The following is a 25,361-nucleotide window of genomic DNA, read 5'->3' on the forward strand; positions in this document are numbered from 1 at the left end:
TACCAGAACGCGGGATCGCAAAAGGCGCCCCGATCCCCCGACCGGAGCGCCTTTGAATGAGGATCGCAACCTTTACAGCCCGAGCTGCGAAATCAGCGTCTCACGCGCCGCTTCCAGCCCCGACCAATCGGCCGCGCGCGCCTCGAACAGCGTGGCCTGCGATTGGTGGATCAGCCCATCCGACAGAATTTTCAGGTGGTTCGCACGCAGCGTTTCGCCCGACGAGGTAATATCGGCAATCGCCTCGGCGGTAAGGTTTTTCACCGTGCCTTCGGTCGCGCCCTGGCTGTCGACCAACTGGTAATCGGCCACGCCCTCGCGGGTCAGAAACTCGCGCACAAGGCGGTGGTATTTCGTCGCAATCCGCAGGCGGAACCCGTGGGCCGCGCGGAAGGCATGCGCGGCGGCGTCCAGATCCTCCAGCGTGTCGACATCGTCCCAGCAGGCCGGCACAGCGATGATCAGATCTGCATGGCCAAAGCCCAAGGGCGCCAGCTCGCGCACCTGCGTTTCCCAGTCCGCCAGCTTGTCGCGCACGAGGTCCGACCCCGTCACGCCGTAATGGATGCGCCCGGCCGCCAGTTCGCGCGGAATTTCACCCGCCGAGAGCAGCACCAGTTCGACACCCTCGATCCCCTCGACCGCGCCCGCGTATTCGCGTTCAGAGCCGGTGCGCTTCAGCGTCACACCGCGCGCGGCGAACCAGTCGAAGGTCTTTTCCATCAGGCGCCCTTTGGACGGCACGCCGAGTTTGATCGCGCTCATTGTGCTGCCTCCAGATCGGCCAGAAGCCCCGGACGGATCACCCCGCCAACGGCCGGAATTTCGCGCCCCTGCCCCAGAACGCGGGTCAGCGCATCATAGCGCCCGCCCGTCGCGACCGGCGGCAGATCCGCATCTCCCGCCGAGAAGGTAAAGACGAAACCGTCGTAATATTCCATCGTGGTGCGGCCGTGGCTCGCATCAAAGATCAGAGCCGACAGATCGACACCGCGCGCCGCCAATGCCGCCAGACGCACCTCAAGTCGCGCAATCGCGGGGGCAAGTCCGGCAAGGCCAAGCGCCGCCAGACGTGCAGGCGCCTCGGAGGCCGGGCAACTCAGGTCCAGAAGGGCCGCGAACCCCCCAAAGGCCGCCCGATCAATCGGGGCCGCCGCCGCATCCTCGGTCAGCCGAGCAAGGCGGGCGTCAAACTCGTCGCCGCTGCGCAACCCGATCCACGGCGCGCCCGAACGCGCCCCTTCCAGCAGCGCCACGCGCGAGACCGGAACCTCGGCGCGGCCCGCGAAACGCTCCAGCAACCTCTGGAACCGCTGCGGGCGCCAGATGTGACGCGCGAGCGCGGATTTGCGCGCGGGGATCGTGTCCAACCCCTCGATCGCCGCCGAAAGAATACCGATGTCGCCAATCGTCGCGCTAAGGTTCAGATGCCCAAGCTGTGCCGCGATCAGCGCGAAAACCTCGGCATCTGCCGCCTCGGGCGCCTCGCGATCAAAGACCTCGTAGCCCACCTGATTATACTCGGACACACGCGCCGCCCCGCGATGATCCTGCTTGCGGAACACCTCGCCCAGATAGCAATAGCGCGCGGGTTCCGCGCCGTTGGCCATATGCTCTTGCACGACCGGCACGGTGAAGTCAGGGCGCAGCATCTGTTCGCCGCGCAGCGGGTCCGAGGTCACATAGGCGCGCGCGCGGATGTCCTCGCCATACAGATCCAGCAGGGTATCCGCGGGTTGCAGAATATCGGGCTGGATCTCGGCCGCTCCGGCGGCGCGAAACGCCTGAAGGATACGCTCGCCAGTGGCGCGGGCCTGGGCTTTGCTGGCCATGTTGCCCCCTTACGCGTTGTCGTAGCGCGCAAGCATCTTGCGCACTTCGGCCACCAGATCGGCGCGCGAAACCTCGACCTGCGCGGGCTGCGATTTCCACTCTTCGAGCGTCGCCTCCTGCGCAAGTTTCGCGCCCAGAACAAGGTCTTTCAACTGCACGACGCCGCGCTCGGCCTCGTCGCCGCCCTGAATGATCGCCACGGGGCTTTCGCGTTTGTCGGCGTATTTAAGCTGGTTGCCGAAATTCTTGGGGTTGCCCAGATAAACCTCGGCGCGCAGGCCCGCGTTGCGCAGATCCGCCGCCATCGCCAGATAGTCGCCCATCCGGTCGCGGTCCATCACCGTCACGACGATCGGGCCTTCCATGCGGCCCTTCAGACGCCCCTTGGCACGCAGCGCGGCCAGCAGCCGGTCAACGCCGATGGACACGCCCGTCGCAGGCACCGGCTGGCCGGTAAAGCGCTTGACGAGGTCGTCATAACGCCCGCCGCCCGCAACCGAGCCGAACTGGCGCGGACGCCCCTTTTCGTCGAGGATTTCAAAGGTCAGCTCGGCCTCGAACACGGGGCCGGTGTAATAGCCAAGCCCGCGCACGACAGACGGATCAATGACGATCCGGTCGGGGCCGTAACCTTGGGCATCCAGAAGCGAAGCGATCTGTTCCAGCTCGTCCACGCCCTCGAGGCCAAGGGCCGATCCGCCCACCAACTCGCGCAGGCGCGCCGCAGTCGCCGCGCCCGTGTCACGCTTGGCCGACATAAAGCCCATCACCGTATCGCATTGCGCGTCGGACAGACCCGCGCCCTTGGTAAAGTCGCCCGACTCGTCCAGACGCCCCGGCCCCATCAGAAGGCGGACGCCCTCTTCACCGAACTTGTCGAACTTGTCGATGGCGCGCAGAACGATACCGCGCTCGGCCTCGAACCGCGCGGGATCGGTCGGGTCCAGAACGCCCGCAACCTCCATCACGCCGTTCAGAACCTTGCGGTTGTTCACCCGCACGATGTAATCGCCGCGCGGGATACCCACGGCCTCGAGAGTATCGGCCAGCATCCCGCAAATCTCGGCATCCGCCGCGACCGAGGGCGCGCCCACCGTATCGGCATCGCATTGATAGAACTGGCGGAAACGCCCCGGACCGGGCTTTTCGTTGCGCCAGACCGGCCCCATCGTATAGCGCCGATAAGGTGCGGGCAGATCGTTGCGGAACTGCGCGGCCACGCGCGCCAAGGGCGCCGTCATGTCATAGCGCAGCGCCAGCCACTTGCCGTCGTCCTCTTCCTGCCACGCGAAGACGCCATCGTTCGGGCGGTCCACATCGGGCAGGAACTTGCCCAAAGCCTCGACCGTTTCGACCGCCGAGGTTTCCAGCGGGTCGAAGCCATGCTTGCGATAGACCTCGGCGATGGTGGCGAGCATCTCGTTGCGCTCGGTCACTTCTGCGCCGAAATAGTCGCGAAAGCCCTTGGGAGGCTCCGCCTTCGGGCGCGGCTGCTTTTTCTCTTTCGCCATGGGTCGGTATCCCTCGAGTCCTTTGGCTCGGGGTTTAGCGGCCAAAACCCCACGGGGCAAGGCGCGCAAAGGGCCAATCGCGGGGGAAATCAGGGGTTTTATCGCGCGCGGGGGGCTAGCCCGGCGTTTTGCCCGTCCAGTCGACGTAACAGATGTAGTTTGTATGGACCCAGCCGTGCGGCCCGTCGCCATACCAGTCCTGACTATCGCGCATCACCGTGACCTCGCGCCAGTTGCCCACGGGGTCAGGCTCCCATGTCTGCAAAAACGTCCCCGGCCCCAGCTTCATCAGGCGATCCGATTTAATATCCGGCCCCGCTTTCAGCGCCAGCCAGTTGTCCCCCGCGGGATCAAGATTGCACACCACATATTGCTCGCCCGAATAGGCCAGGGCGGCCCCTGCCACCAGACCCAACAGCCCCACCACAAGCCAGAATTCACGCATCGTTCTACTCCAGTTTCGATGCCCGCGCGAAACGAGGCTCGCGCAGCGGCGCGGGGCGCGCTATGAGATGGGTCAAGGAGGCCCGTTTCGATGAGCAAAAGCACAGATCTGGAAGAGATGATCGCCCATCAGGCACGGATGCTTGAGGATCTGTCCGATGTGGTCGCCGATCAGGCGCGCCGCCTTGCGCGGCTTGAGCGACAGTTGCAGCTTGTGATGGAGCGTGAGGCAGAACGCGAATTCTCGGCAGGCGGGCAGATCCCGCTGGCCGACCAGAAGCCGCCGCACTGGTAAGCCCATGCGCGACTGGCTCTGGCGCGCGGCGATTGTCTTTGCTGCCCTTCAGGCCGGGCTGTTCATGCTGCTTCTGCTCTGGCCTGCGGGCTACGGATTTCATGTCGTGATTGCACGCTTGCAGGTCTGGCAGGGCAGCCGGATGGTCCTGATGCAAGCGCTGATCGGGCAGCCGGCACTGATCGCGCTGATCTGGGGCGCGCGCGAAGGCGCCGTGCGCTGGCTGTTGCTGCCCGCCTTTCTGGGCACCGGCGCGATTTTCGGCATGGTCATGCACGAGCTGGGGCTTTTGGACATCCTCGCGACCGGCGCGCGCGACAGCACCGCCTTTTTGCCGCGCTTTACGTTCCTGCGTTGGGCCGAGTGCATCCTTGGCTGGAGCGTTCTGGCCACGACGCGGCTGTCTTGGCAGCGCGAAGCGCTTGCGGGTGCTTGAAACCGCGCGGGCTTGATGCAACTAGAGGGGATCATGCCGAACCACCCTCCGCAGATCACCACCACTTCGCGCCACTGGCCAACCGTCGGCCTGACGATTGCCCTTGGAGCGGTGGGCGGGTTGGTGGCAAAGGCGCTGCATTTTCCGCTGCCGATGCTGTTGGGGGCGCTTCTGGCGGTGGCAGGGGCGGCGCTCGCGGGATGGAAGCCGATGGGCCATAGCGTGCAGTTTCCGCCCAGGCTGCGGTTTGTCTTTATTCCGATCATCGGCGTGGCAATCGGGTCGACCTTTACGCCGGCCATTCTGGCCGAGGTCCGGTTCTGGTGGCCCTCGCTTCTGGTGCTGGCGGTCTTCATCCCGATCGCGCATTACCTTGGCTTCCGTCTGGTCAGCCGTTCGGGGAAGATCGACCCGATGACGGCGCTGTTCGGCACCGCACCCGGCGGGCTGATCGAGACCGTGCAGATGGCCGAAGAGCGGGGCGGCGACCCGGCGATGGTGACGATCCTGCAATTCCTGCGGGTGATCGTCACCATCATCACGGTTCCGGTGTTCTTTACCTGGATGACAGGGCACGCTGTCGGCTCGGCCGGAGGGGCAACACTCGCCCGCGCGCCGATGACATTGGCCGAAGTTCCGTGGCTGATCGCAGCCGCGGTGATCGGCGCGGGGGCCGGGCGCGCCATCCGCCTGCCCGCAGGTTTCATGACCGGACCGATCCTGCTGTCGGGGCTGTTTCACCTGACGGGTTGGGTCGAAGGATCACCGCCCAATGTGCTGGTTAGCATCACGCAGCTGGTCATCGGCACAGCCCTTGGGGTGCGCTTCGCGGGGATGCCCCTGTCGCAAGTCATGGTGGCGGCGCGGCTGTCCGCGCTTTCGACCACCGTTTCGATTGTGCTCGCCATCGGCGTGGCCTTCGCACTGGCCCCCTTCATCGGGGAACCCCATGCGGCCGTGTTTCTGGCCTTCGCGCCAGGGGGGCTGGCCGAAATGTCGCTGATCGCGCTGTCGCTGCAAATGAGCCTTGTCTATGTGACCGCCCATCACGCGCTGCGCATTGTGCTGGCGGTTCTGGCGGCACGGATGCTGGCCGCCCGCGTGAGTCGCGACTAGATTTCCTCGACCATCGAGACCCCGCGCAGCGAACGGATCGCGCCTTTCACCTGCGGGTTGACGGGGAACTGGCGACCCGCGCTCAGCTGATAGCGATAGCCCTTATCGGGGTCGAACACCATGAACGACACAGGCCCGCGCGAGCGCACCTTGCCCTCTTGTTCGAGCCGCTCCAGCAGCGAGGCAATCGAGGGCAGCGCCTCGGGCGCCTCAAGATGGATCAACAGCCCCACGCCGCCCGCATCCGCCGTTGCCGCATCCACGCGCTGCGCGGAATTGGCGACCATGCGCACGGATTCGCCGTCGACCTCGACCTTGACGGTCAGCACCAGAAGGTTGCCGGTTTCCAACTGCTCGCGGCAGGCCTCAAGCGCCTCGGACCAGAAGGCGACCTCGTATGGACCCGAGGTATCCGACAGCATGACAAAGGCAAAGCGGTTGCCCTTGGCCGATTTCTTCTCGCGGATCGCGTTCACCTCGCCCGCGATTTTGGTGATAAACGAGCCGCCCTGCGCCTTGGCCATGACCTCATCAAGCGTCATCACCTTCTTGCGTTTGAGCGCGGGCAGGTAATCCTCCAGCGGGTGGCCGGACAGGTAGAAACCGATGGCCTTGTGCTCTTCGGCCAGACGTTCGCCCGGCAGCCAGTCGTCAGTATCGGCCATGCGCGGCGGCGGCAGATCATCGCCCGCCTCGCCAAACAGCGACACCTGCGCCGAGGCCTTCGCCTCGATCACCGCAGCCGACCAGTTCATCAGCGATTCAAGGCTTTGGAACACACGCTTGCGGTTCGGATCAAGCAGGTCGAAGGCGCCTGCGCGCGCCAGCATCTCAAGCGGCCGCTTGCCGATCCGTTTCAGGTCACAGCGGCGCGCAAAATCGGTGATATTGGCGAAGGGCTGATCGCCCCGCGCCGTCACGATCAGCTGCATCGCATCAAGGCCCACGTTTTTCAGCGCGCCTAGCGCATAGACCAGCTTTTGGTCGACCACATCGAAGGTCGCCAGCGAGCGGTTCACGCAAGGCGGCACAATCTCGAAGCCAAGCTCCTTCTTCACCTCGGTCGCGTAAATCGCGAGCTTGTCGGTCAGGTGAATATCGCAGTTCATCACCCCGCCCATGAACTCGACAGGGTGGTTCGCCTTCAGCCAGCCGGTGTAATAGGACACCACCGCATAGGCCGCCGCGTGCGATTTGTTAAAGCCGTAGTTCGCGAATTTCTCTAGCAGGTCAAAGACTTCTCCGGCCTTTTTCGCGTCGATGTTATGGGTGGCCTTAGCCCCTTCAAGGAACTTCGGGCGTTCCTTGGCCATCTCTTCGGCGATCTTCTTGCCCATCGCGCGGCGCAGCAGGTCAGCGCCGCCAAGCGTATAGCCCGCCATGACCTGCGCGATCTGCATCACCTGTTCCTGATAAACAATGATGCCCTGCGTTTCGGCCAGAATCGGGTCGATCGTCGGGTGCAGCGAGGCCAAAGGCTTCAGCCCGTGTTTCACCTCGCAATAGGTCGGGATGTTTTCCATCGGGCCGGGGCGATAGAGCGCCACAAGCGCCACGATGTCTTCGATGCAGGTGGGCTTCATCTGGCGCAGCGCCGATTTCATGCCCTCGGATTCCACCTGGAACACCGCAACCGTGCGCGCGCTGGCGTAAAGATCGTAGGTTTTCGCGTCATCCAGCGGGATCGCGTTGATCTCGTTCTCGGCCCCCTCGGCGGGGTCATAAAGCCGATTGCCCGCCGCATCGACATGCAAAGGGCGGCCTGATTTAAAGATCAGTTCCATCGCGGATTGCACGACCGTCAGGGTTTTCAGGCCCAGAAAGTCGAACTTCACCAGACCGGCCTGTTCCACCCATTTCATGTTGAACTGGGTGGCCGGCATGTCCGAGCGCGGATCCTGATAGAGCGGCACCAGCGCATCCAGCGGGCGGTCCCCGATAACAACACCCGCCGCGTGGGTCGAGGCGTTGCGCAAGAGCCCCTCGACCTGCTTGGCATAATCCAGAAGCCGCGCGACGACCTCTTCTTCGCGGGCGGCATCGCGCAGGCGCGGCTCGTCGGCCAGCGCCTTTTCGATGCTGACCGGCTTGACGCCCTCGACGGGGATCATCTTGGACAGACGGTCCACCTGCCCGTAAGACATCTGCAACACGCGCCCCACATCGCGCACCGCCGCCTTGGACAAAAGCGCACCGAAGGTGATGATCTGCCCCACCTTGTCGCGGCCGTATTTGCCCTGCACATAGCGGATCGTTTCCTCGCGCCGGTCCATGCAGAAGTCGATGTCGAAGTCCGGCATCGAGACACGTTCGGGGTTGAGGAAGCGTTCGAACAGCAGCGAATAGCGCAAGGGATCAAGGTCGGTGATGGTCAGCGCATAGGCCACCAGAGAGCCTGCACCAGATCCCCGCCCCGGCCCCACCGGGATACCGTTATCCTTGGACCATTTGATGAAATCGGCAACGATCAGGAAGTAGCCGGGAAAGCCCATCTGCTCGATGATGCCCAGTTCAAATTTCAGGCGTTCCTCATATTCCTCGACCGAGGTTGCATGAGGGATCACCTCAAGACGCGCACGCAAGCCATCCCAAGCCTGACGGCGGAGTTCCTCGACCTCGTCATCAGCGAATTTCGGCAGGATTGGCGCGCGTTTATAGGCGCCAAAGGCGCAGCGCTTTGCGATTTCGACGGTGTTTTCCAATGCCTCGGGCAGGTCCGCGAACAGCGCGCACATCTCGGCTTCGGATTTGAAATAATGCTGCGGCGTCAGGCGCCGGCGGGGTTCCTGCTGATCGACATATGCCCCTTCCGCGATACAGATCAGCGCGTCATGCGCCTCGAACATATCGGATTTCGGAAAGTAGACGTCGTTGGTCGCCACCAGCGGCAGCGCCATATCATAAGCCATCTCGATAAAGGGCCGCTCGGTCACGGCCTCGGCCTCGGGCAGGCGCCCGCCCTCGCCCGGATGGCGCTGTAACTCGACATACAGACGGTCGGGATAGATCCGCGCCAGACGCTCCATAAAGAGCCGCGCCTTGCCCGCCTGCCCCGCGCGCAACAGCCGCCCGACCGCGCCGTCCGGCCCGCCGGACAGGCAGATCAGCCCCTCGGAATGTGCCTCAAGCTGTTCGGGCGTCACCTCGATCAACCCGCCGTGCTTGTCCACATACAGACAGCTCGACAGCTTCATCAGGTTCTCGTATCCGCGCTCGTTCTGCGCCAACAGCACGACCGGCGCGGGCAGGCGCGGCTTTTCGCCGGGCTGCGCCGGATCATAGGCGACCGACACCTGACACCCGATGATCGGTTGCAGCCCCGCCCCTTTTGCCAGAACCGAGAACTCCAGCGCCGAAAACAGCGCGTTCGTATCCGTCACCGCGACCGCAGGCATATTCGCCGCGTCGCACATCTTGATCAGCTTTTTCACCGGGACCGCCCCCTCAAGGAGCGAATATTCGGTGTGCACGCGCAAATGGATGAATCGGGGCTGGGTCATGCGCCAAAGCTATCGCCCGCGCGCGCCCGATGTAAGCCCTCTTGCGCGATCCGCATTTCCCTGCGCTTTCAATGCATCCCGCAAAAACAAGCGCCCCCATGTCGGATTTTCTTGCCAAACGGCCAAAACTTGACCGATGCTGAGCCTCAGGGAGAGGTCCGCGTTCTACGCCGCATCGAGCGCGCCGCCAGAAAAACACCGGTACCGCGGCGGACTATACACATGGAGATCACGTTTCTTCTGAACGGAGAAACCGTCAGGGTCGAGGTGAGCGATCCGACACAAACTGTTCTCGACTGGCTGCGCGCCCAAGGCCTGACCGGCACGAAAGAAGGCTGCAACGAAGGCGATTGCGGCGCCTGCACCGTGATGGTCAGCGATGCCTCCGGCTCTCGCGCGCTGAACGCCTGTATTCTGCTCATGCCGCAGCTTCACGGCAAAGCCTTGCGCACGATCGAAGGCATCAGCGGGCCGAAGGGCGCGCTCCATCCGGTGCAAGAGGCGATGATCGAACATCACGGCTCGCAATGCGGGTTCTGCACGCCGGGGATCGTGATGTCGCTGGCGACTGCGCATATGAACCACCGCACCGATCACGAGGATACGCTGGCGGGAAACCTGTGCCGCTGCACGGGCTACGCTCCGATTCTGCGCGCGGCCAAGGCTTGCGAAGAGGCGCCGGTGCCGGACTGGCTGGCCGCGCCCGATTTTGCGACGCCGGACACCGTGCAAAGCGGGAACGCTTATCTGCCGCGCTCGACCGACGAGCTGGCAGCGTGGTATCTGGACCACCCCGACGCCACGCTGATCGCGGGGGGAACCGATGTCGGGCTGTGGGTCACCAAGCAGATGCGGCGCCTCGGAACGGTGGCGTTCCTCTCGGGCTGCGACGATCTGCGCAGGGTCTCTCCCGAGGCAGGCGGAACCCGTATCGGCGCGGCCGTTACCATCGCGGCTCTGCGTGACTGGGCGCAAGGTCCGGCCCCCGTTCTGGCCGATTTCCTGCGCCGCTTTGCCTCGGATCAGGTGCGTCAGGCGGCGACCCTTGGCGGGAATATCGCGAACGGCTCTCCCATTGGCGACACCCCGCCCGCGCTGATCGCGATGGGCGCGCGGCTTCGGCTGCGCAAAGGTAACGCCCTGCGCGAGATCGCGCTTGAGGATTTCTTCATCGACTACGGCAAGCAGGACCGCGCGGGCGGCGAGTTTGTCGAGAGCATCTGGCTCCCGCCCGAACCACTGGGCCTTGCACTTTACAAAATCTCCAAGCGCTTCGATCAGGACATCTCGGCGCTTTGCGGGGCGTTCAACCTGACGCACGATGGCGATGCGATCACCAGCGCGCGCGTGGCCTTTGGCGGCATGGCGGGGACGCCCAAACGCGCCCGCGCGCTTGAGGCCGCGCTAACCGGCGCCACGCTTAGCGAAACCGGCATCGAACCCGCCCTTGCCGCGCTTGAGGACGACTTCACCCCGCTCAGCGACATGCGCGCCTCGGCCGCCTACCGGATGGAGGCCGCCAAGGGACTGGTCCGTCGCTATCTGCGCGAGGCGTCGGGCGAGGCGACGTCGGTTCTGGAGGTGCGCGCATGAGCACCGGAACCCCCTTGCCGCACGACTCGGCGCGCCTGCATGTGACGGGGGCCGCGCGCTACACCGACGACATCCCCTGCCCTGCGGACACGCTGCATCTGGCGTTCGGCCTGTCTGAACGCGCCCACGCGCGGATCGTCGCGATGGACCTGACATCGGTGCGCGCCGCCGCAGGCGTGGTCGCGGTCCTGACGGCGGATGACCTGCCCGAAGGTTGCGATACATCCCCCAGCGTGCATGACGAACCCCTGCTGGCCAAAGGCGAGGTGCATTACCTTGGCCAGCCGGTATTTCTGGTCATTGCGACCAGCCATCTGGCCGCGCGCCGCGCCGCCCGTCTGGCCAAGATCACCTATGACGACCGCCCCGCGATCCTGACCATAGATCAGGCGCTGGAGGCGGGCAGCCATTTCGAGGGCGGGCCTGTCGTCTGGGCGCGCGGCGATCTGGCCGAGGGCTTTACCAAGGCCACCCATATTGTCGAGGGCAGCCTCGACATCGGCGGGCAAGAGCATTTCTATCTGGAGGGGCAAGTCGCACTGGCCTTGCCCCTTGATCAGGGGATCGAGATCAGGTGTTCCTCGCAGCACCCGACCGAGATCCAGCACAAGGTGGCCGAGGCGCTTGGTCTGTCGTTCCACGATGTCCGCGTCGAGATGCGCCGGATGGGCGGAGGCTTTGGCGGCAAGGAAAGTCAGGGCAATGCGCTGGCGATGGCCTGTGCGCTGGCGGCAAAGGCCACGGGGCGCGCCTGCAAGATGCGCTACGACCGCGACGACGATATGAAGATCACCGGCAAGCGTCATGATTTCCGCATCGGCTATCGGCTGGGTGCCGATGCCGAAGGGCGCATTCTGGCCGCCGAGTTCGTTCAGATGGCGCGCTGCGGCTGGTCGATGGACCTGAGCCTGCCGGTTTGCGACCGCGCGATGCTTCATGCGGATAGCGCCTATTTCGTGCCCGCGATGCGGATCGAAAGCCACCGCCTGCGCACAAACACCCAAAGCGCCACCGCCTTTCGCGGCTTTGGCGGGCCGCAGGGGATTATCGGGATGGAGCGCGCGATCGACCATCTGGCGCACCAGATGCGGATCGACCCGGCCCTTTTACGCCAACGCAACTACTACGCCCCACCCGGCAGCGCCACGCTGCAAGACACCCATTACGGCCAGCCGGTCGAGGATTGCATCCTGCACCGCCTGACCGATGCGCTGGAGGAACGCGCCGAGTATCAGGCGCGCAAGGCCCGCGTGGAGGAATGGAACGCGACGCATCGCACGCTAAAGCGCGGGATCGCGCTTGCGCCCGTGAAATTCGGGATTTCCTTCACGCTGACGCACCTCAATCAGGCAGGCGCGCTGGTGCATGTCTATGCCGATGGCTCGGTGCAGTTGAACCACGGCGGCACCGAAATGGGGCAAGGGTTGCACCAGAAAATCTGCCAGATCGCGGCGCGGGTTTTCGGGATTACGGGCGACAAGGTGCGGATCACCGCAACCGATACGTCAAAAGTGCCCAACACCTCGGCGACGGCGGCGTCCTCGGGGGCCGATCTGAACGGGATGGCGGTTAAGGCGGCCTGCGAGGCGATCCGCGACCGCCTTGCCGCCTTTGTCGCAGACCGCGCGGGCTGCGCCCCCGAAGACGTGCAATTCGCGGGTGGACGGGTCAGCGCAGGCGGGCAATCGCAAAGCTTTGCCGATCTGGTGGCCGCCGCCTATCAGGCGCGTGTCAGCCTGTCCTCGACCGGATTTTACGCGACCCCCGAAATCAGCTGGGACCGCGCCGCCGGTCGCGGCCATCCGTTCTATTATTTTGCCTATGGCGCCGCCGTGACCGAGGTCGTGCTGGACACTCTGACCGGCGAAAACCGCATCCTGCGCACCGACATCGTGCATGACGCGGGCACCAGCCTGAACCCCGCGCTTGACATCGGCCAGATCGAGGGCGGCTTTGTGCAGGGCGCGGGTTGGCTGACGACCGAAGAGCTGGTCTGGGATCAGACGGGGCGGCTGCGCACCCATGCGCCCTCGACCTATAAAATCCCCACGGCCTCGGACGCGCCTGACCAGTTCAACGTGACGCTTTGGGACGAACCCAACCCGAAAGAGACCGTCTATCGGTCCAAGGCCGTGGGCGAGCCGCCCTTTGTTCTGGGGGTCTCGGCCTGGCTGGCGCTGGCCGATGCCTGCGCGGCCTGTGGCGCGCAATTCCCCGACCTGCAAGCCCCTGCCACGCCCGAAGCCCTGCTCGCCGCGATCGGGCGCGCGAGGGTCAGCGAATGAACCGCCACGCGCTATTGACTGCCCTGATGGCACACGGCCCCTTCGCGCGGGTGCTGGTCGCCGAGACCAAAGGCTCCACACCCCGCGAAACGGGGGCCGAAATGTGGGTCTGGCCCGACCGCTGCGAGGGGACCATCGGCGGCGGACAGCTTGAATTCGATGCGATCACCGCTGCCCGCGCGGGCAAAACCGGCGTTGAGCGCGCCGCCCTTGGCCCCCAAAAAGGCCAATGCTGCGGCGGTGCGGTGGTCCTTGCGTTCGAGCGGATCGACGCCGCCTGGATCGCAGCCAGCGAGCAACCGGTCTTTGCGCGCAACCTCTGCGGCCCGCCCGAAATGCCGCTCTCCGTCCGTCGCGCCGTTGCCCGCGCGCGGGACCGCGGCCAGCGCCCACGCCTTTGGATCGACGGCTGGCTGGTCGAACAGATCCCCCCCCCGCCTGCGCCTTTGTGGATCTGGGGCGCGGGCCATGTGGGGCGCGCGATTGTCGATGTGCTTGCCCCTCTCGCGCGGTTCGAGATCACATGGGCCGACACCGCCCCCGAGCGCTTTCCGGCAGCGCGCGCGGGCGTGCGGCAGATCAGCGCGGCCAATCCCGCAAGCCTTGTCAGTAACGCGCCCGATGACGCCCGCCATCTGATCCTGACCTATTCGCACGCGCTTGATCTGGAGCTGTGTCATCAACTGCTCGGGCACGGGTTTGCCTCGGCGGGCCTGATCGGATCGGCAACGAAATGGGCGCGTTTCCAAAGCCGCCTGCGCGCCCTTGGCCACGCGAACGCCCAAATTTCCCGCATTGCCTGCCCGATAGGCGATCCGACGCTCGGGAAACAGCCACAAGCCATTGCGATAGGGGTAGCAGCCGCGCTACTGAAAGGAAAATCAACCGCTTCCCATGCAGGAGCGGCAGAACAAGAGGGACGGATCGCGTGACGGGGGATCACACACTGCTAAGGATCGAGGGTCTGACCAAGGCCTATCCCGGAGTTGTGGCCAATGATGGCGTCAGCTTCCGCATCGCCGAGGGCGAGGTGCACGCGCTGCTGGGTGAAAACGGCGCAGGCAAATCGACGCTCGTCAAAATGATCTACGGGCTGGTCAAACCCGACGCGGGCACGATGGAATTTGCCGGAGCGCCCTTTGCCCCGCCCGAACCCCGTGCGGCGCGTGCTGACGGCGTGGCGATGGTGTTCCAGCATTTCTCGCTGTTCGAGGCGTTGAACGTGGCCGAAAACGTCGCTCTTGGCATGGAAAACCCGCCGCCGATGCGCGAACTCTCCGTGCGTATCCGCGAGATTTCGCAAACCTATGGCCTGCCGCTGGACCCTGCGCGCCTTGTGGGCGACCTCTCGGCGGGCGAACGCCAGCGGGTCGAGATCATCCGCTGCCTGCTGCAAGACCCGAAACTTCTGATTATGGACGAGCCGACCTCGGTGCTGACGCCGCAAGAGGTGGAGATCCTGTTCCACACCCTGCGCAAGCTGGCCGCCGAGGGCACGGCGATCCTCTATATCAGCCACAAGCTTGAAGAAATCCGCGCGCTTTGCGATGGCGCGACGATCCTGCGCGGCGGCAAGGTGGTGGATAGCTGCTCGCCCAGGGAAAAGACCGCGCGCGAGCTGGCCGAAATGATGGTCGGGGCCGAGTTTCGCCCCGCCAGTCGCGGGGCACGCGATCTTGGCGACGAGGTTCTGATCGTCGAAGGGCTGTCGATGGCGCCGATGTCGCAATTCGGCCCTTCGCTGAAGGACGTCTCGCTGCGCCTGCGCAAGGGCGAGGTCTTCGGCATCGGCGGGGTTGCGGGCAACGGGCAAGAGGAGTTGCTGGCGACGCTGTCGGGCGAGCGCCCGTCGGGCAGAGGCACGGTGCGGCTGAACGGCACCGATATTTCCGCGACCGACCCGAACGCGCGGCGCAAGATGGGCCTTTTGGCCGCGCCCGAGGAACGCTTGGGCCATGCGGCGGTGCCCGCAATGAGCCTGACGGAAAATGCGCTCCTGACCGGAACGGTTCGCAAGCCATTGACTTCGAACGGATTTATCGACACAAAAGCGACCAAAGGCTTTGCCGAAGAGATCATCGCCGCCTTCGACGTGCGCACGCCCGGCCCCCATGTTGCGGCCCGTGCGCTCTCGGGCGGGAACCTCCAGAAATTCGTGATCGGGCGCGAAGTTTTGCAGGCGCCGCAGGTTCTGGTGGTCAACCAGCCGACCTGGGGCGTGGATGCGGCTGCGGCCGCCGCAATCCGGCAGGCACTGCTTGATCTGGCCGCCGATGGCGCCGCCGTGATCGTCATCAGTCAGGATCTTGATGAGCTGATGGAAATCGCCGACAGCTTTGCTGCGCTGAACGAGGGGCGGCTTTCGCCCCCGCGCCCGACCGAAGGGCTGACAATCGACGAGGTCGGCCTGATGCTGGGCGGAGCGCATGGAATGCAGGAGGCGGCACTGTGATTACGCTGATCAAACGGCCGACACCGTCGCAATTCTGGGCTTGGGCCACACCGATTATTGCCGTTATCGCAACAATGATCGCGGGCGGAATTCTATTCTCGGCGCTTGGAAAAAACCCCATCGAGGCGATCCGCGTGATCTTCTGGGAGCCGCTTCTGGGGCCGAACGCGGCCTATTTCCGTGGCCAGCTTCTGGTCAAGGCCGCGCCCCTGATCCTGATCGCGGCAGGGCTTGCCGTGGGCTTTCGCGCAGGTATCTGGAACATCGGCGCCGAGGGACAATATATCATTGGCGCGATCTCGGGCGCATGGCTGGCCCTTTCGATCTATCCGGCGGAAAGCACTTGGCTTTTCCCCGCTATGGTCGTGCTTGGCGCGCTTGGCGGGTTCCTTTGGGGGATGATCCCGGCGCTTTTGAAAAACTGGTTCAACACCTCCGAGATTCTGGTCTCTCTGATGCTGGTCTATGTGGCGCAGAACCTTTTGGCTTATGTCGCCTTTGGCCCGCTGAAAAACCCCGAAGGCTATGGCTTCCCCGGCTCGCGCAACCTGCAACAATACCCCTCGGCCCATAACCCCGAGCTGTTTGCCGGAACCGGCGCGCATTGGGGAGTCATGGCCGCTATTGTTGCCGTTATAGCAACATACATCCTGATGCACCGCCATATCGCGGGCTTCCGTATCCGTGTCGCGGGCGAAGCCCCGCGCGCCGCACGTTTTGCCGGAGTCGTTCCGCCACGTCTGGTGGTGTTCTGCCTTGGCCTGTCCGGCGCGCTCGCGGGGATGGCCGGTCTGTTCGAGGTCTCCGGTCCCAGCGGCCAGATCACCGACAGCTTCAACGCGGGCTACGGTTTCACCGCGATCATCGTCGCTTTTCTGGGCCGCCTGCACCCGATCGGCATCCTGCTGGCGGGGCTTTTGATGGCGCTGACCTATATCGGCGGCGACATGGCACAACTGATGCTGGGCCTGCCCGCCGCCGCCATTCAGGTATTCCAGGGGATGCTGTTGTTCTTCCTGCTGGGGTTCGACGTGTTAACCAACTACCGCGTCCGTCTGGGGAGGGCCGCAGCATGATTATCGGAGGCATTGATGCCGTCGCACTGACGGCCACGCTGATGACCGCCTCGACGCCGGTTCTTCTGGCCGCTACGGGTGAACTGGTTGCCGAGAAATCGGGTGTTCTGAACCTTGGGGTCGAGGGGATGATGATCATGGGCGCGGTGGGCGGTTTCGCCGTTGCCACTGCCACCGGAAGCCCCGTTCTGGGCTTCGCGGCGGGTGCTATTGCGGGCGCTGCGCTGGCGATGCTGTTCGCGCTGCTGACGCAGGTTTTCCTGTCCAATCAGGTAGCTACGGGGCTTGCGTTGACGCTGTTCGGGCTGGGGTTCTCGGCACTGGTCGGCAAGGGCTATGAAGGGGTGCGCCCGCCCGCGACGCCGAAGCTGAATTTCGGCCCGTTGTCGGATATTCCGGTTCTGGGGCAGATATTCTTCCGCCACGACTGGATGGTCTATCTTTCACTCGGCCTTGTCGTCGCAACGTGGTTCGTGCTGCGCAAGACGCGCGCGGGGCTGATCTTGCGCGCTGTGGGTGAAAACCACGACGCCGCCCATGCGCTTGGCTACCGCGTTGTTGCCGTGCGCTGTGCCGCACTGGCCTTTGGCGGGGCGCTGGCGGGCCTTGGCGGCGCTTACCTGAGCCTCGTGCGGGTGCCACAATGGACCGAAGGCATGACCGCGGGCGCAGGCTGGATCGCGCTTGCCATCGTCGTTTTCGCAAGCTGGCGGGCCGAGCGCGTGCTGATCGGCGCCTATCTTTTTGGTGGCATCACCGCTTTGCAATTGCAGTTACAGGCGGCGGAGTATTCTATTCCGGTGCATCTTTTGTCGATGGCGCCTTATGTGATTACCATTGTCGTTCTGGTCCTCTTGTCCGCCATTCACCGCCACGGCGTGCAGGCCGCCCCTGCCTCGCTTGGCAAGTCCTTCCATGCCTCATCCTGAGGCCCACACACCCAAGGGCGATTGCGCCCGCAAACCAACGGGAGTTCCCATGAAGCGCAGATCCTTCCTTACCACCACCGCAGCCGCCGCCGTTCTGGCCGCCGCCAGCCTTCCGGCATTTGCCGAAGAAGCGTTGAAAGTCGGCTTCATCTATGTCGGCCCCGTGGGCGACATGGGCTGGTCGTATCAGCACGATCAGGGCCGTCAGGCGATCGTCGACGCCTATGGCGACAAGGTGCAGACAACCTTTATGGAATCGGTTCCCGAAGGCCCGGACGCCGAGCGCGCCCTGACCCAGCTTGCGCTGCAAGGCAACAAGCTGATCTTCGCGACCTCGTTCGGCTATATGGATGCGGTGATGAATGTCGCGGCCAAATTCCCCGATGTGAAGTTCGAACACGCCACCGGCTACAAGCGCGCCGACAACGTCTCCACCTATGACGCGCGCTTCTATCAGGGCCGCGCGGTTCAGGGCACCATCGGCGGGCGCATGACCAAGTCGAACAAGATCGGCTATATCGGCTCCTTCCCGATCCCCGAGGTCATTCAGGGCATCAACGCCGCCTATATCCACGCTAAGAAGGTCAACCCCGACGTCGAGATGAAGGTCGTCTGGGCCTACACCTGGTTCGATCCGGCGAAAGAGGCTGACGCCGCCGCAGCCCTGATCGCAGAAGGCGTCGATGTGGTCATGCAGCACACCGACTCGACCGCGCCGCAGGCCAAAGCGCAGGAAGCTGGCAACGTCATCACCTTCGGTCAGGCGTCGGATATGTCGTCCTTTGCACCGATGCCGCGCGTGTCCTCGACCATCGACAACTGGGCGCCCTATTACGTTCAGCGCGTTGGCGCGGTGATGGACGGTAGCTGGGCCTCCGAGGGCGCCTGGGGCGGCATCGACACCGGCATGGTCGGCATCGGCGAGATCTCGGACGCCGTTCCGGCCGAAGTCAAGGAAGAGGCGCTCGCGCTTGTTGAATCGATGCGCACCAACACCTACCACCCCTTCACCGGCCCGCTGAACAAACAAGACGGCTCGGCCTGGCTGGCGGATGGCGAAGTTGCCAATGACGGCGATCTGGCCGGCATGAACTTCTTCGTCGAAGGCATCACCGCCGAACTGCCGAACTAAGGCAGTGCTCGAAAACAGGAAAGGCGGGTCGGGAAACCGGCCCGCCTTTTTCATGGGGCCGCGCACCGATTAGAATCGCTTTAATTTCCTGCCTTTCCAGCAGTTTCCCTTGACCTGCATCAAAGACATATTCAATCTCGCGCATACAAATAGGTTGGCTCGGGGCTGGCTTCCGGCAACATAGGGAGGAATTCATGGCACATATCGTTGTTCTCGGTGCAGGTCTGGGTGGCGCAATTCAGGCGTATGAGCTGCGTGACTCGGTGCGTAAGGAAGACAAGATCACCGTCATCACCAAGGACCCGAAGTATCACTTCGTGCCGTCCAACCCGTGGGTCGCCGTTGGCTGGCGGGATCGCAAGGACATCACGGTCGATCTTGCGCCCACAATGAAAAAACGCGGCATCGACTTCATTCCGGTTGCTGCGAAAAAGCTTCATGCCGATGAAAACCGGGTCGAGCTGGAGAATGGCGAGAGCGTGTCCTACGACTATCTGGTCATCGCCACCGGCCCCGAACTGGCCTTTGACGAGATCGAGGGGCTTGGTCCCGACGGGTTCACCCAGTCGATCTGCCACGTCGACCATGCCGAGGCCGCCCGCGTTGCCTTTGACCGCTTCTGCGAGAACCCGGGGCCGATCATCGTTGGCGCCGTGCAGGGCGCGTCCTGCTATGGTCCGGCCTACGAATTCACCTTCATCCTTGATACCGCGCTGCGCCGCGCCAAGATCCGCGATCAGGTGCCGATCACCTTTGTGACCTCGGAGCCCTATGTCGGCCACCTTGGCCTTGATGGCGTGGGCGACACCAAGGGTCTGCTGGAATCGGCCATGCGCGAGCGCCACATCAAGTGGAAAACCTCCTCGCGCATCCAGAAGGTCGAGGACGGCAAGATGTTCGTCGAGGAAATCGCCGATGACGGCTCGGTCAAGGCGACCAGCGAAATGCCGTTTGGCTATTCGATGCTGCTGCCCGCCTTCCGCGGCATTCCCGCCGTGTCGGGCATCGAGGGGCTGTCGAACCCGCGCGGCTTTACCATCGTCGACAAATACCAGCGCAACCCGAAGTATCAGAACATCTTTGCGGTTGGCGTTTGTGTCGCCATTCCGCCGATGGGGCCGACTCCCGTTCCCTGCGGCGTGCCGAAAACCGGCTTCATGATTGAATCGATGGTCACGGCAACCGCGCATAACATCGGCAATATCGTGCGCGGGCAAGAGCCCGACGAGGTCGGCACATGGAACGCTGTCTGCCTTGCCGATTTCGGCGATCAGGGCATCGCCTTTGTCGCGCAACCGCAGATCCCGCCACGCAATGTCAACTGGTCGAGCCAGGGCAAATGGGTCCACTGGGCGAAGGCCGCCTTCGAGAAATACTTTATCCACAAGCTGCGCAAGGGCACCTCGGAAACCTTTTACGAGCGTAAGCTGATGAAGCTCTTGGGGATAGACAAGCTGAAGGCCGTCAAGAAGGGCTAGGACTTTCGGAAAACCACAGGAAGGCGGGCGTCAGGCCCGCCTTTCGTTTGCCGGTCAGGACAAGCGCGCGACCCCTGAAGGAATCGAACCCTCAACCTGCCGATTAGAAGTCGGCTGCTCTATCCAGTTGAGCTAAGGGGCCAGACGCGCGGGACGAGCTTTAGCGCGCCCTTCGGGCATCGGCAAGCGCCCGAGGCTAGATTTCCAGCGTCATGAAGGCGGACATCGGATCGGGGTGGTAGCCCTCGAACGGGTCACAATAGGCAAAGCCCGCGACCTCATAAAGCCGCCGCGCGGGCGCGAACGAGGGCTGCGCGCCGGTTTCAAGGCTGAGCCGCACAATCCCCGCAACCCGCGCCTCGGCGATCAGATGGTCCAGCATGAGCCGCGCCAGCCCGCGCCCGCGTTCCTCCATCAGCACATGCATCGACTTGATTTCGGCATGAGTGCCCGACAGCGCCTTCAGCGCCCCCATGCCAAGCGCACGCCCCGCTTCGCGCATGACATAGAACCGGATACCGGGTTTCGCCAGCGCGTCAGGCGGGAGCATATGGATCGACTCGGGCGGGGTGTCGGCATGCATCGCGCCGTGATGGCGCGCGTGCAGCAACGCGAGGTCTTCCTGAACGGGGTGTTCGAGCGTGATCGTTATCATGGCGCCAAGCTACGCGGGCGTTCGCAAAAGGCAAGAGGGGCGCGGCGTCACCCGGCCCGCGTTATCGCCCGCGCACTCAGCGGCACCAGCGCCATAAAGCCCGCAAGTATCCAGAATGCGGTCGGCAGGCTTGTAGCCTCGGCGACATAGCCGATCCCCGCAGGTGCCACGAGGATACCTGCATAACCCGTGGTCGTCACCGCCGCGATGGCCAGCCCCGCAGGCATCACGCTTTGCCGTCCCGCAAGGCTAAAGAGCACCGGCACAAGGTTCGACGCCCCCAACCCGATCAGCACAAACCCCGCAAGCGCCGGAACCGGCGGCGCCAGCAACAAGAGCGCGATCCCCGCAATGGCGCAAAGACCGCCCGCCACCAGCACCGCAAACGCCCCGAAACGCAGCACCACTCGGTCCCCCGTGAACCGCCCCACCGTCATGGCGGTGGCAAAAAGCATAAAGCCTAGCCCCGCGCCCTCGGGCGTGACCAGACCGCGCCCGATCGCCAGCAGTGCGCCCCAGTCCAGCACCGCCCCTTCGACCTGAAACACGATCGCCGTCAGTGCCGCGAGCAGCAACACCGGCCCGCGCGGCAGCGCCAGCGGCAGCGGCTCTCCGCCTTGCGCGCGCAAGAGATCGGGCGCCGCCATCCCAAGCGCCAGCGCAGACAGCCCGCTGGCGACCAGCGTCGCAGCAAAAGGCGACAGCCCCAGCGACAAAAGGGCAACCATCCCCCCTGCCCCGATGATCCCGCCAAGGCTGAACATCGCGTGAAAGCCCGACATCAGGGGGCGCGGGGCGGCGCGTTCAACCTCGACCGCGTGGACATTCATCGCCACATCCAGCGTGCCAAGCGCCGCGCCGAACAGCAAAAGCGCGCCCGCCAGCGCCAGAGGCGCCGAAAACACCGCCAGCGCAGGCAGCACCAGAACCAGCCCCGCTCCGCCGGCCAGCACCATCGGACGCGCCCCCGCGCGCGCCGAAATCCACCCCGTCAGCGGCATCGCGATCAGCGACCCGATCCCGAGGCACAACAGCAAAAGCCCAAGCTCCCCCTCGCCGATCCCGCTGCGCGCCTTGGCCAAAGGCACAAGCGGCGCCCAGCAGGCCGACACCAGCCCCGCCACCATAAATGACAGCCGCGTCGCGCGGCGCGTCTGCGGTGTATCTGCCTCAGGCTCCATTCCTGTCCCCATGAAAAGGCGCGCCCGGGGGCGCGCCCTGTTTTGCTGCCGTTCCGTCGTCCCTTAATTGGCGCGGATCGGCGTCACCTTCGAGCGCCCCTTGCGAAAAGGCTTGACCCCTCCAGCATGGGTGTCGATGAAATCAAGCACCAGCGGACGGATATTCGTCCGCCACGAGCCACCCGCGAAGATGCCGTAATGCCCCGCGCCCGGCTCAAGGTGCTGCGCCTTCATCGCGTCCGGCACGCCGGTGCACAGATCAAGTGCCGCCACACATTGCCCCGGCGCGGAAATGTCGTCATTCGCGCCTTCGACGGTTTTCACCGCGACCGTGGTGATCTTGCCAATATCTACAGTCTTGCCGTTGATGGTGAACTTGTTCTGCGCGATCTCCAGCCCTTTGAAGATGCGTTCCACCGTCGAGAGGTAGAACTCGGCCGTCATATCCATCACCGAGAGATATTCGTCATAGAAGCGGTTGTGGTGGTCGTGTTCAGACCCTTCGCCCTTGGCTTCGGCCATGATCTTGTCGGAAAACGCCTTGGAGTGCTTGTCGGCATTCATCGAGATGAACGAGGCAAGCTGCATCAGGCCCGGATAGACCAGGCGGCCCGCGCCTTTATATTTAAAGCCGACGCGCTGGATCACCATATGTTCAAGCTGCCCCATCGTGACGCGGCGGCCAAAGTCGGTCACCTCGGTCGCGGCGGCGTCGGGGTCAATCGGCCCACCGATCAGCGTCAGCGTGCGCGGCTGCGCCTCGGGCTCTTCTTCGGCCAGATAGGCGGTGGCGGCCAGCGTCAGGGGCGCGGGCTGGCACACGGCGATCACATTGATGTCCGGCCCGAGGAATTTCATGAATTCGACCAGGTAGAGGGTGTAATCCTCGATGTCGAACTTGCCCTCGGAGACCGGAATATCGCGCGCGTTATGCCAATCGGTCACATAGACGTCGGCGTCGGGCAACAGCGAGGCCACGGTCGAGCGCAGGAGCGTCGCGTAATGCCCCGACATCGGCGCGACCAGCAGAATACGGCGCGCCATCGGCTCGCGGCCCGTCACCTTGAAATGGATCAGCCCGCCGAACGGCTTGTCGATCAGAGTCTCGACACTGACCAGATGGTCGCGGCCGTCGTCTCCCGTAATCGAGCGGATGCCCCAGTCGGGCTTGATCACCATGCGGGCAAAAGACCGCTCGGTCACGCGGCCCCATGCGGACAGCGCCTTGAACATCGGATGCGGCGCGAGTCCCCAGATCGGGTAAGAGGCCATAGCCCGCGCGGATGCTCCCATCCATTCGTTAGTATTCCTGATGGTCTCCATCAGGTCGTAGCTCATCATACCCTTCATGAGGCGGCATCTCCCATCCGGCCTAAATAACTCCAAAACCCCGCTTTACGGCCCCTGAAAAGCAGCATTATGGTTGAAGTGAAGATAGGGAGGAAAATGCGTCATGACAACTAAAGACGAGGCCGAAGAAGCCGCTGCCCCTCAGATGAGCGCGCAGATGCAGGAAAATCTGGCAAAGATCGAGGATTTGACGCAACGGATGGTCGAAGCTGTCTCGCGCAAACGCCCGCATACACCCGCTTTGGACGGCCCGGGCCTTGACCTTTATATGACCGCATCGGCTGCTTTCATGAAGGAAATGGCCGAGCGCCCCTCGAAGATGCTGGAGGCGCAGGTCAATTACTGGGCCGATGCCGTGAAGCATTACATGGAGGCAAGCGAGGCCTTGGCGAAAGGCGGCATGAAACCGCCAGAAAACACCGGCCCGACCGACCGCCGCTTCAAGAACCCGCTGTGGGACAGCCACCCCTATTTCAACTTCATCAAACAGCAGTATCTGATGTCGTCGCGCGCGCTTGAGGATGCGATGAACCGCCTTGACGGGCTGGATAATACCGACCGCAAGCGGCTGGAGTATTTCACCCGCCAGATTATCGACCTGATGGCGCCGACGAATTTCCTCGCGACCAACCCCGACGCGCTGGAACGCGCGATCGAGACCGAGGGCGAAAGCCTTGTGCGCGGGATGGAAAACCTTGTCCGCGACATCGAGCAGAACCGCGGCGACCTGCTGGTCACGCTGGCCGACAAGAACGCCTTTACCGTGGGCGGCAATATCGGCACCACCGAAGGGTCGGTCGTCTATCGCAACCGCATGTTCGAACTGATCCAGTATAAGCCCACGACCGAGCAGGTGCATAAAACGCCCTTGGTGATCTTCCCGCCGTGGATCAACAAATTCTACATTCTTGATCTCAAACCGCAGAACTCGCTGATCAAATGGATCGTCGATCAGGGGTTCACGCTGTTTGTGGTGGCATGGAAGAACCCCGACGCCAGCTATGCAGATGTCGGCATGGATACCTATATCGAAGAAGGCTACCTGACCGCGATCGAGCAGGCCAAGCAGATCACCGGCGAAAAGCAGGTGAATGCGGTCGGCTATTGCATCGCGGGCACCACGCTTTCACTGACGCTTTCGCTTCTGGACAAGCGCAGCGACAAGTCGATCAAATCGGCAACCTTCTTCACCACGCTGACCGATTTTTCGGATCAGGGAGAGTTCACCTCGTTCCTGCAAGACGATTTCGTCGACGGGATCGAGGCGCAGATCCAGCAAGACGGCATCCTGTCGAGCTATTTCATGACGCGGACCTTCAGCTTCCTGCGCGCCAATGACCTGATCTATCAGCCCGCGATCCGCTCTTACATGATGGGCGAGGCGCCGCCCGCCTTTGACCTGCTGTTCTGGAACGGCGATTCCACCAACCTGCCGGGCCGCATGGCGACCGAGTATCTGCGCGGTCTGTGTCAGGCCGACAGGTTCTCGCGCGATGGGATCGAGGTTTGCGGAGAAGTGCTGAAGGTGTCGGATGTGAAGGTGCCGCTAATGGCGATTGCCTGCGAGACCGACCATATCGCGCCCTGGATCGCCTCGTTCAACGGGGTCGCGAAGATGGGATCGAAGGACAAGACCTTCATCATCTCCGAATCGGGCCATATCGCCGGCATCGTGAACCCGCCCTCAAAGAACAAATACGGGCATTACACCTCGGATCTGCCGATCGAGAACCCGAACGAATGGAAGGGCACAGCCACCTATAACCAGGGGAGCTGGTGGCCGCGATGGGGCGAATGGCTGGCCGAGAAATCCGGCAGGATGGTGCCAGCCCGCGAGCCGGGGGGCAAAAACCACCCCGTTCTGGCCCCGGCGCCGGGCACCTATGTCTCGGAGAATGTTGCGATTTAAGCTGGAATTGCTGCGACGCGGCATTTTTCAAGCCAAGGGCGCGGAATAGCTTCCGCGCCTTTATTTATTAACTATTTGTTGGTTAATGATTGTGAAGTTTCTGCGACGCAGCGTTTTTTTCTTGATTTGCTGCACCGCAGCATTTATATCTGTCTTCATACAAGGCGTCACACCGACGCGACAGAC

General features: G+C 63.6%; 20 protein-coding genes and 1 tRNA gene. 12 read left to right on the forward strand and 9 right to left on the reverse strand.

Annotation, left to right across the window (positions count from 1 at the left end; genetic code table 11):
- Window positions 1-72: 72 nt before the first annotated feature.
- From hisG to RYZ20_RS10425, 4 genes are all read right to left on the reverse strand, one after another.
- On the reverse strand, window positions 73-765 hold the full coding sequence (gene hisG / locus RYZ20_RS10410; protein ID WP_317673187.1) for an ATP phosphoribosyltransferase: 693 nt from the start codon (window positions 763-765) through the stop codon (window positions 73-75).
- Window positions 762-1,832 carry an ATP phosphoribosyltransferase regulatory subunit gene (locus RYZ20_RS10415; RefSeq protein ID WP_317673189.1) on the reverse strand — a complete coding sequence of 357 codons (1,071 nt, stop codon included), beginning with the start codon at window positions 1,830-1,832 and terminating at the stop codon, window positions 762-764. The genes hisG and RYZ20_RS10415 overlap by 4 nt, the downstream gene beginning before the upstream one ends.
- A 9-nt stretch (window positions 1,833-1,841) precedes the next feature.
- Entirely contained in the window at window positions 1,842-3,344 is a 1,503-nt protein-coding gene (hisS, locus tag RYZ20_RS10420) for a histidine--tRNA ligase (protein ID WP_317673191.1), read from the reverse strand.
- Window positions 3,345-3,459: 115 nt separating this feature from the next.
- A complete protein-coding gene (locus RYZ20_RS10425; RefSeq protein ID WP_317673193.1) occupies window positions 3,460-3,789 on the reverse strand; it encodes an SH3 domain-containing protein in 330 nt (109 codons plus the stop codon).
- Between the two features lie 90 nt (window positions 3,790-3,879).
- On the opposite strand from RYZ20_RS10425, the gene RYZ20_RS10430 reads away from it, so the two are divergent.
- The 3 genes from RYZ20_RS10430 to RYZ20_RS10440 are packed head-to-tail and all read left to right on the forward strand — an operon-like array spanning window position 3,880 to window position 5,635.
- Window positions 3,880-4,083 (forward strand): SlyX family protein, encoded by a 204-nt coding sequence (locus RYZ20_RS10430; RefSeq protein WP_317673195.1) that lies wholly within the window; start codon window positions 3,880-3,882, stop codon window positions 4,081-4,083.
- 4 nt (window positions 4,084-4,087) lie between these two features.
- The gene (locus tag RYZ20_RS10435) at window positions 4,088-4,519 is read left to right on the forward strand and encodes a hypothetical protein (RefSeq protein ID WP_317673197.1); all 432 of its coding nucleotides are present in this window, start codon (window positions 4,088-4,090) and stop codon (window positions 4,517-4,519) included.
- Between the two features lie 15 nt (window positions 4,520-4,534).
- Window positions 4,535-5,635 carry an AbrB family transcriptional regulator gene (locus RYZ20_RS10440; RefSeq protein WP_317673199.1) on the forward strand — a complete coding sequence of 367 codons (1,101 nt, stop codon included), beginning with the start codon at window positions 4,535-4,537 and terminating at the stop codon, window positions 5,633-5,635.
- Here RYZ20_RS10440 and dnaE read toward each other — a convergent pair.
- Entirely contained in the window at window positions 5,632-9,135 is a 3,504-nt protein-coding gene (dnaE, locus tag RYZ20_RS10445) for a DNA polymerase III subunit alpha (RefSeq protein WP_317673201.1), read from the reverse strand. The genes RYZ20_RS10440 and dnaE overlap by 4 nt on opposite strands.
- Window positions 9,136-9,357: 222 nt before the next feature.
- Between dnaE and xdhA the strand changes: the two genes are divergently transcribed.
- The 8 genes from xdhA to RYZ20_RS10485 all read left to right on the forward strand — a co-directional run bounded on the left by xdhA (window position 9,358) and on the right by RYZ20_RS10485 (window position 20,080).
- Window positions 9,358-10,728: a xanthine dehydrogenase small subunit gene (gene xdhA, locus RYZ20_RS10450; RefSeq protein WP_317673203.1), complete on the forward strand. Its 1,371-nt coding sequence runs from the start codon at window positions 9,358-9,360 to the stop codon at window positions 10,726-10,728.
- The gene (xdhB, locus tag RYZ20_RS10455) at window positions 10,725-13,013 is read left to right on the forward strand and encodes a xanthine dehydrogenase molybdopterin binding subunit (protein ID WP_317673205.1); all 2,289 of its coding nucleotides are present in this window, start codon (window positions 10,725-10,727) and stop codon (window positions 13,011-13,013) included. The genes xdhA and xdhB overlap by 4 nt, the downstream gene beginning before the upstream one ends.
- Window positions 13,010-13,945 carry a xanthine dehydrogenase accessory protein XdhC gene (gene xdhC / locus RYZ20_RS10460; RefSeq protein ID WP_317673207.1) on the forward strand — a complete coding sequence of 312 codons (936 nt, stop codon included), beginning with the start codon at window positions 13,010-13,012 and terminating at the stop codon, window positions 13,943-13,945. Before xdhB ends, xdhC begins: the two co-directional genes overlap by 4 nt.
- Window positions 13,942-15,465: an ABC transporter ATP-binding protein gene (locus RYZ20_RS10465; RefSeq protein WP_317673209.1), complete on the forward strand. Its 1,524-nt coding sequence runs from the start codon at window positions 13,942-13,944 to the stop codon at window positions 15,463-15,465. The genes xdhC and RYZ20_RS10465 overlap by 4 nt, the downstream gene beginning before the upstream one ends.
- Window positions 15,462-16,541 carry an ABC transporter permease gene (locus tag RYZ20_RS10470; RefSeq protein ID WP_317673211.1) on the forward strand — a complete coding sequence of 360 codons (1,080 nt, stop codon included), beginning with the start codon at window positions 15,462-15,464 and terminating at the stop codon, window positions 16,539-16,541. Before RYZ20_RS10465 ends, RYZ20_RS10470 begins: the two co-directional genes overlap by 4 nt.
- Window positions 16,538-17,470, forward strand: a complete 933-nt coding sequence (locus RYZ20_RS10475) for an ABC transporter permease (RefSeq protein WP_317673213.1) — start codon at window positions 16,538-16,540, stop codon at window positions 17,468-17,470. Before RYZ20_RS10470 ends, RYZ20_RS10475 begins: the two co-directional genes overlap by 4 nt.
- A gap of 49 nt (window positions 17,471-17,519) precedes the next feature.
- A complete protein-coding gene (locus RYZ20_RS10480) occupies window positions 17,520-18,602 on the forward strand; it encodes a BMP family ABC transporter substrate-binding protein (protein ID WP_317673215.1) in 1,083 nt (360 codons plus the stop codon).
- A 194-nt stretch (window positions 18,603-18,796) separates the two neighbouring features.
- Window positions 18,797-20,080, forward strand: coding sequence for an NAD(P)/FAD-dependent oxidoreductase (locus RYZ20_RS10485; RefSeq protein WP_317673217.1), 1,284 nt, complete (start codon window positions 18,797-18,799; stop codon window positions 20,078-20,080).
- A 68-nt stretch (window positions 20,081-20,148) separates the two neighbouring features.
- On the opposite strand, the gene RYZ20_RS10490 is transcribed toward RYZ20_RS10485, so the two are convergent.
- From RYZ20_RS10490 to phaZ, 4 genes are all read right to left on the reverse strand, one after another.
- Window positions 20,149-20,222: transfer RNA gene (locus RYZ20_RS10490), tRNA-Arg, on the reverse strand.
- Window positions 20,223-20,276: 54 nt separating this feature from the next.
- Window positions 20,277-20,735, reverse strand: coding sequence for a GNAT family N-acetyltransferase (locus tag RYZ20_RS10495; protein WP_317673219.1), 459 nt, complete (start codon window positions 20,733-20,735; stop codon window positions 20,277-20,279).
- A 47-nt stretch (window positions 20,736-20,782) separates the two neighbouring features.
- Complete coding sequence (locus tag RYZ20_RS10500) at window positions 20,783-21,916, reverse strand: MFS transporter (protein WP_317673221.1); 1,134 nt, start codon at window positions 21,914-21,916, stop codon at window positions 20,783-20,785.
- 63 nt (window positions 21,917-21,979) lie between these two features.
- Entirely contained in the window at window positions 21,980-23,266 is a 1,287-nt protein-coding gene (gene phaZ / locus RYZ20_RS10505; RefSeq protein ID WP_317673223.1) for a polyhydroxyalkanoate depolymerase, read from the reverse strand.
- Between the two features lie 103 nt (window positions 23,267-23,369).
- Between phaZ and phaC the strand changes: the two genes are divergently transcribed.
- Window positions 23,370-25,175, forward strand: coding sequence for a class I poly(R)-hydroxyalkanoic acid synthase (gene phaC / locus RYZ20_RS10510; protein WP_317673225.1), 1,806 nt, complete (start codon window positions 23,370-23,372; stop codon window positions 25,173-25,175).
- Window positions 25,176-25,361: the final 186 nt, after the last annotated feature.

This window comes from Pseudothioclava alba, assembly GCF_033100795.1.
Classification (GTDB): Bacteria; Pseudomonadota; Alphaproteobacteria; order Rhodobacterales; family Rhodobacteraceae; genus Pseudothioclava.

Excerpts from the sequence above, each read along its gene's own strand:
- hisG (WP_317673187.1), bottom strand. The coding sequence starts at position 765 with ATGAGCGCGATCAAACTCGGCGTGCCGTCCAAAGGGCGCCTGATGGAA.
- RYZ20_RS10415 (WP_317673189.1), bottom strand. The coding sequence starts at position 1,832 with ATGGCCAGCAAAGCCCAGGCCCGCGCCACTGGCGAGCGTATCCTTCAG.
- hisS (WP_317673191.1), bottom strand. The coding sequence starts at position 3,344 with ATGGCGAAAGAGAAAAAGCAGCCGCGCCCGAAGGCGGAGCCTCCCAAG.
- RYZ20_RS10425 (WP_317673193.1), bottom strand. The coding sequence starts at position 3,789 with ATGCGTGAATTCTGGCTTGTGGTGGGGCTGTTGGGTCTGGTGGCAGGG.
- RYZ20_RS10430 (WP_317673195.1), top strand. The coding sequence starts at position 3,880 with ATGAGCAAAAGCACAGATCTGGAAGAGATGATCGCCCATCAGGCACGG.
- RYZ20_RS10435 (WP_317673197.1), top strand. The coding sequence starts at position 4,088 with ATGCGCGACTGGCTCTGGCGCGCGGCGATTGTCTTTGCTGCCCTTCAG.
- RYZ20_RS10440 (WP_317673199.1), top strand. The coding sequence starts at position 4,535 with ATGCAACTAGAGGGGATCATGCCGAACCACCCTCCGCAGATCACCACC.
- dnaE (WP_317673201.1), bottom strand. The coding sequence starts at position 9,135 with ATGACCCAGCCCCGATTCATCCATTTGCGCGTGCACACCGAATATTCG.
- xdhA (WP_317673203.1), top strand. The coding sequence starts at position 9,358 with ATGGAGATCACGTTTCTTCTGAACGGAGAAACCGTCAGGGTCGAGGTG.
- xdhB (WP_317673205.1), top strand. The coding sequence starts at position 10,725 with ATGAGCACCGGAACCCCCTTGCCGCACGACTCGGCGCGCCTGCATGTG.
- xdhC (WP_317673207.1), top strand. The coding sequence starts at position 13,010 with ATGAACCGCCACGCGCTATTGACTGCCCTGATGGCACACGGCCCCTTC.
- RYZ20_RS10475 (WP_317673213.1), top strand. The coding sequence starts at position 16,538 with ATGATTATCGGAGGCATTGATGCCGTCGCACTGACGGCCACGCTGATG.
- RYZ20_RS10480 (WP_317673215.1), top strand. The coding sequence starts at position 17,520 with ATGAAGCGCAGATCCTTCCTTACCACCACCGCAGCCGCCGCCGTTCTG.
- RYZ20_RS10485 (WP_317673217.1), top strand. The coding sequence starts at position 18,797 with ATGGCACATATCGTTGTTCTCGGTGCAGGTCTGGGTGGCGCAATTCAG.
- RYZ20_RS10495 (WP_317673219.1), bottom strand. The coding sequence starts at position 20,735 with ATGATAACGATCACGCTCGAACACCCCGTTCAGGAAGACCTCGCGTTG.
- RYZ20_RS10500 (WP_317673221.1), bottom strand. The coding sequence starts at position 21,916 with ATGGAGCCTGAGGCAGATACACCGCAGACGCGCCGCGCGACGCGGCTG.
- phaZ (WP_317673223.1), bottom strand. The coding sequence starts at position 23,266 with ATGAAGGGTATGATGAGCTACGACCTGATGGAGACCATCAGGAATACT.
- phaC (WP_317673225.1), top strand. The coding sequence starts at position 23,370 with ATGACAACTAAAGACGAGGCCGAAGAAGCCGCTGCCCCTCAGATGAGC.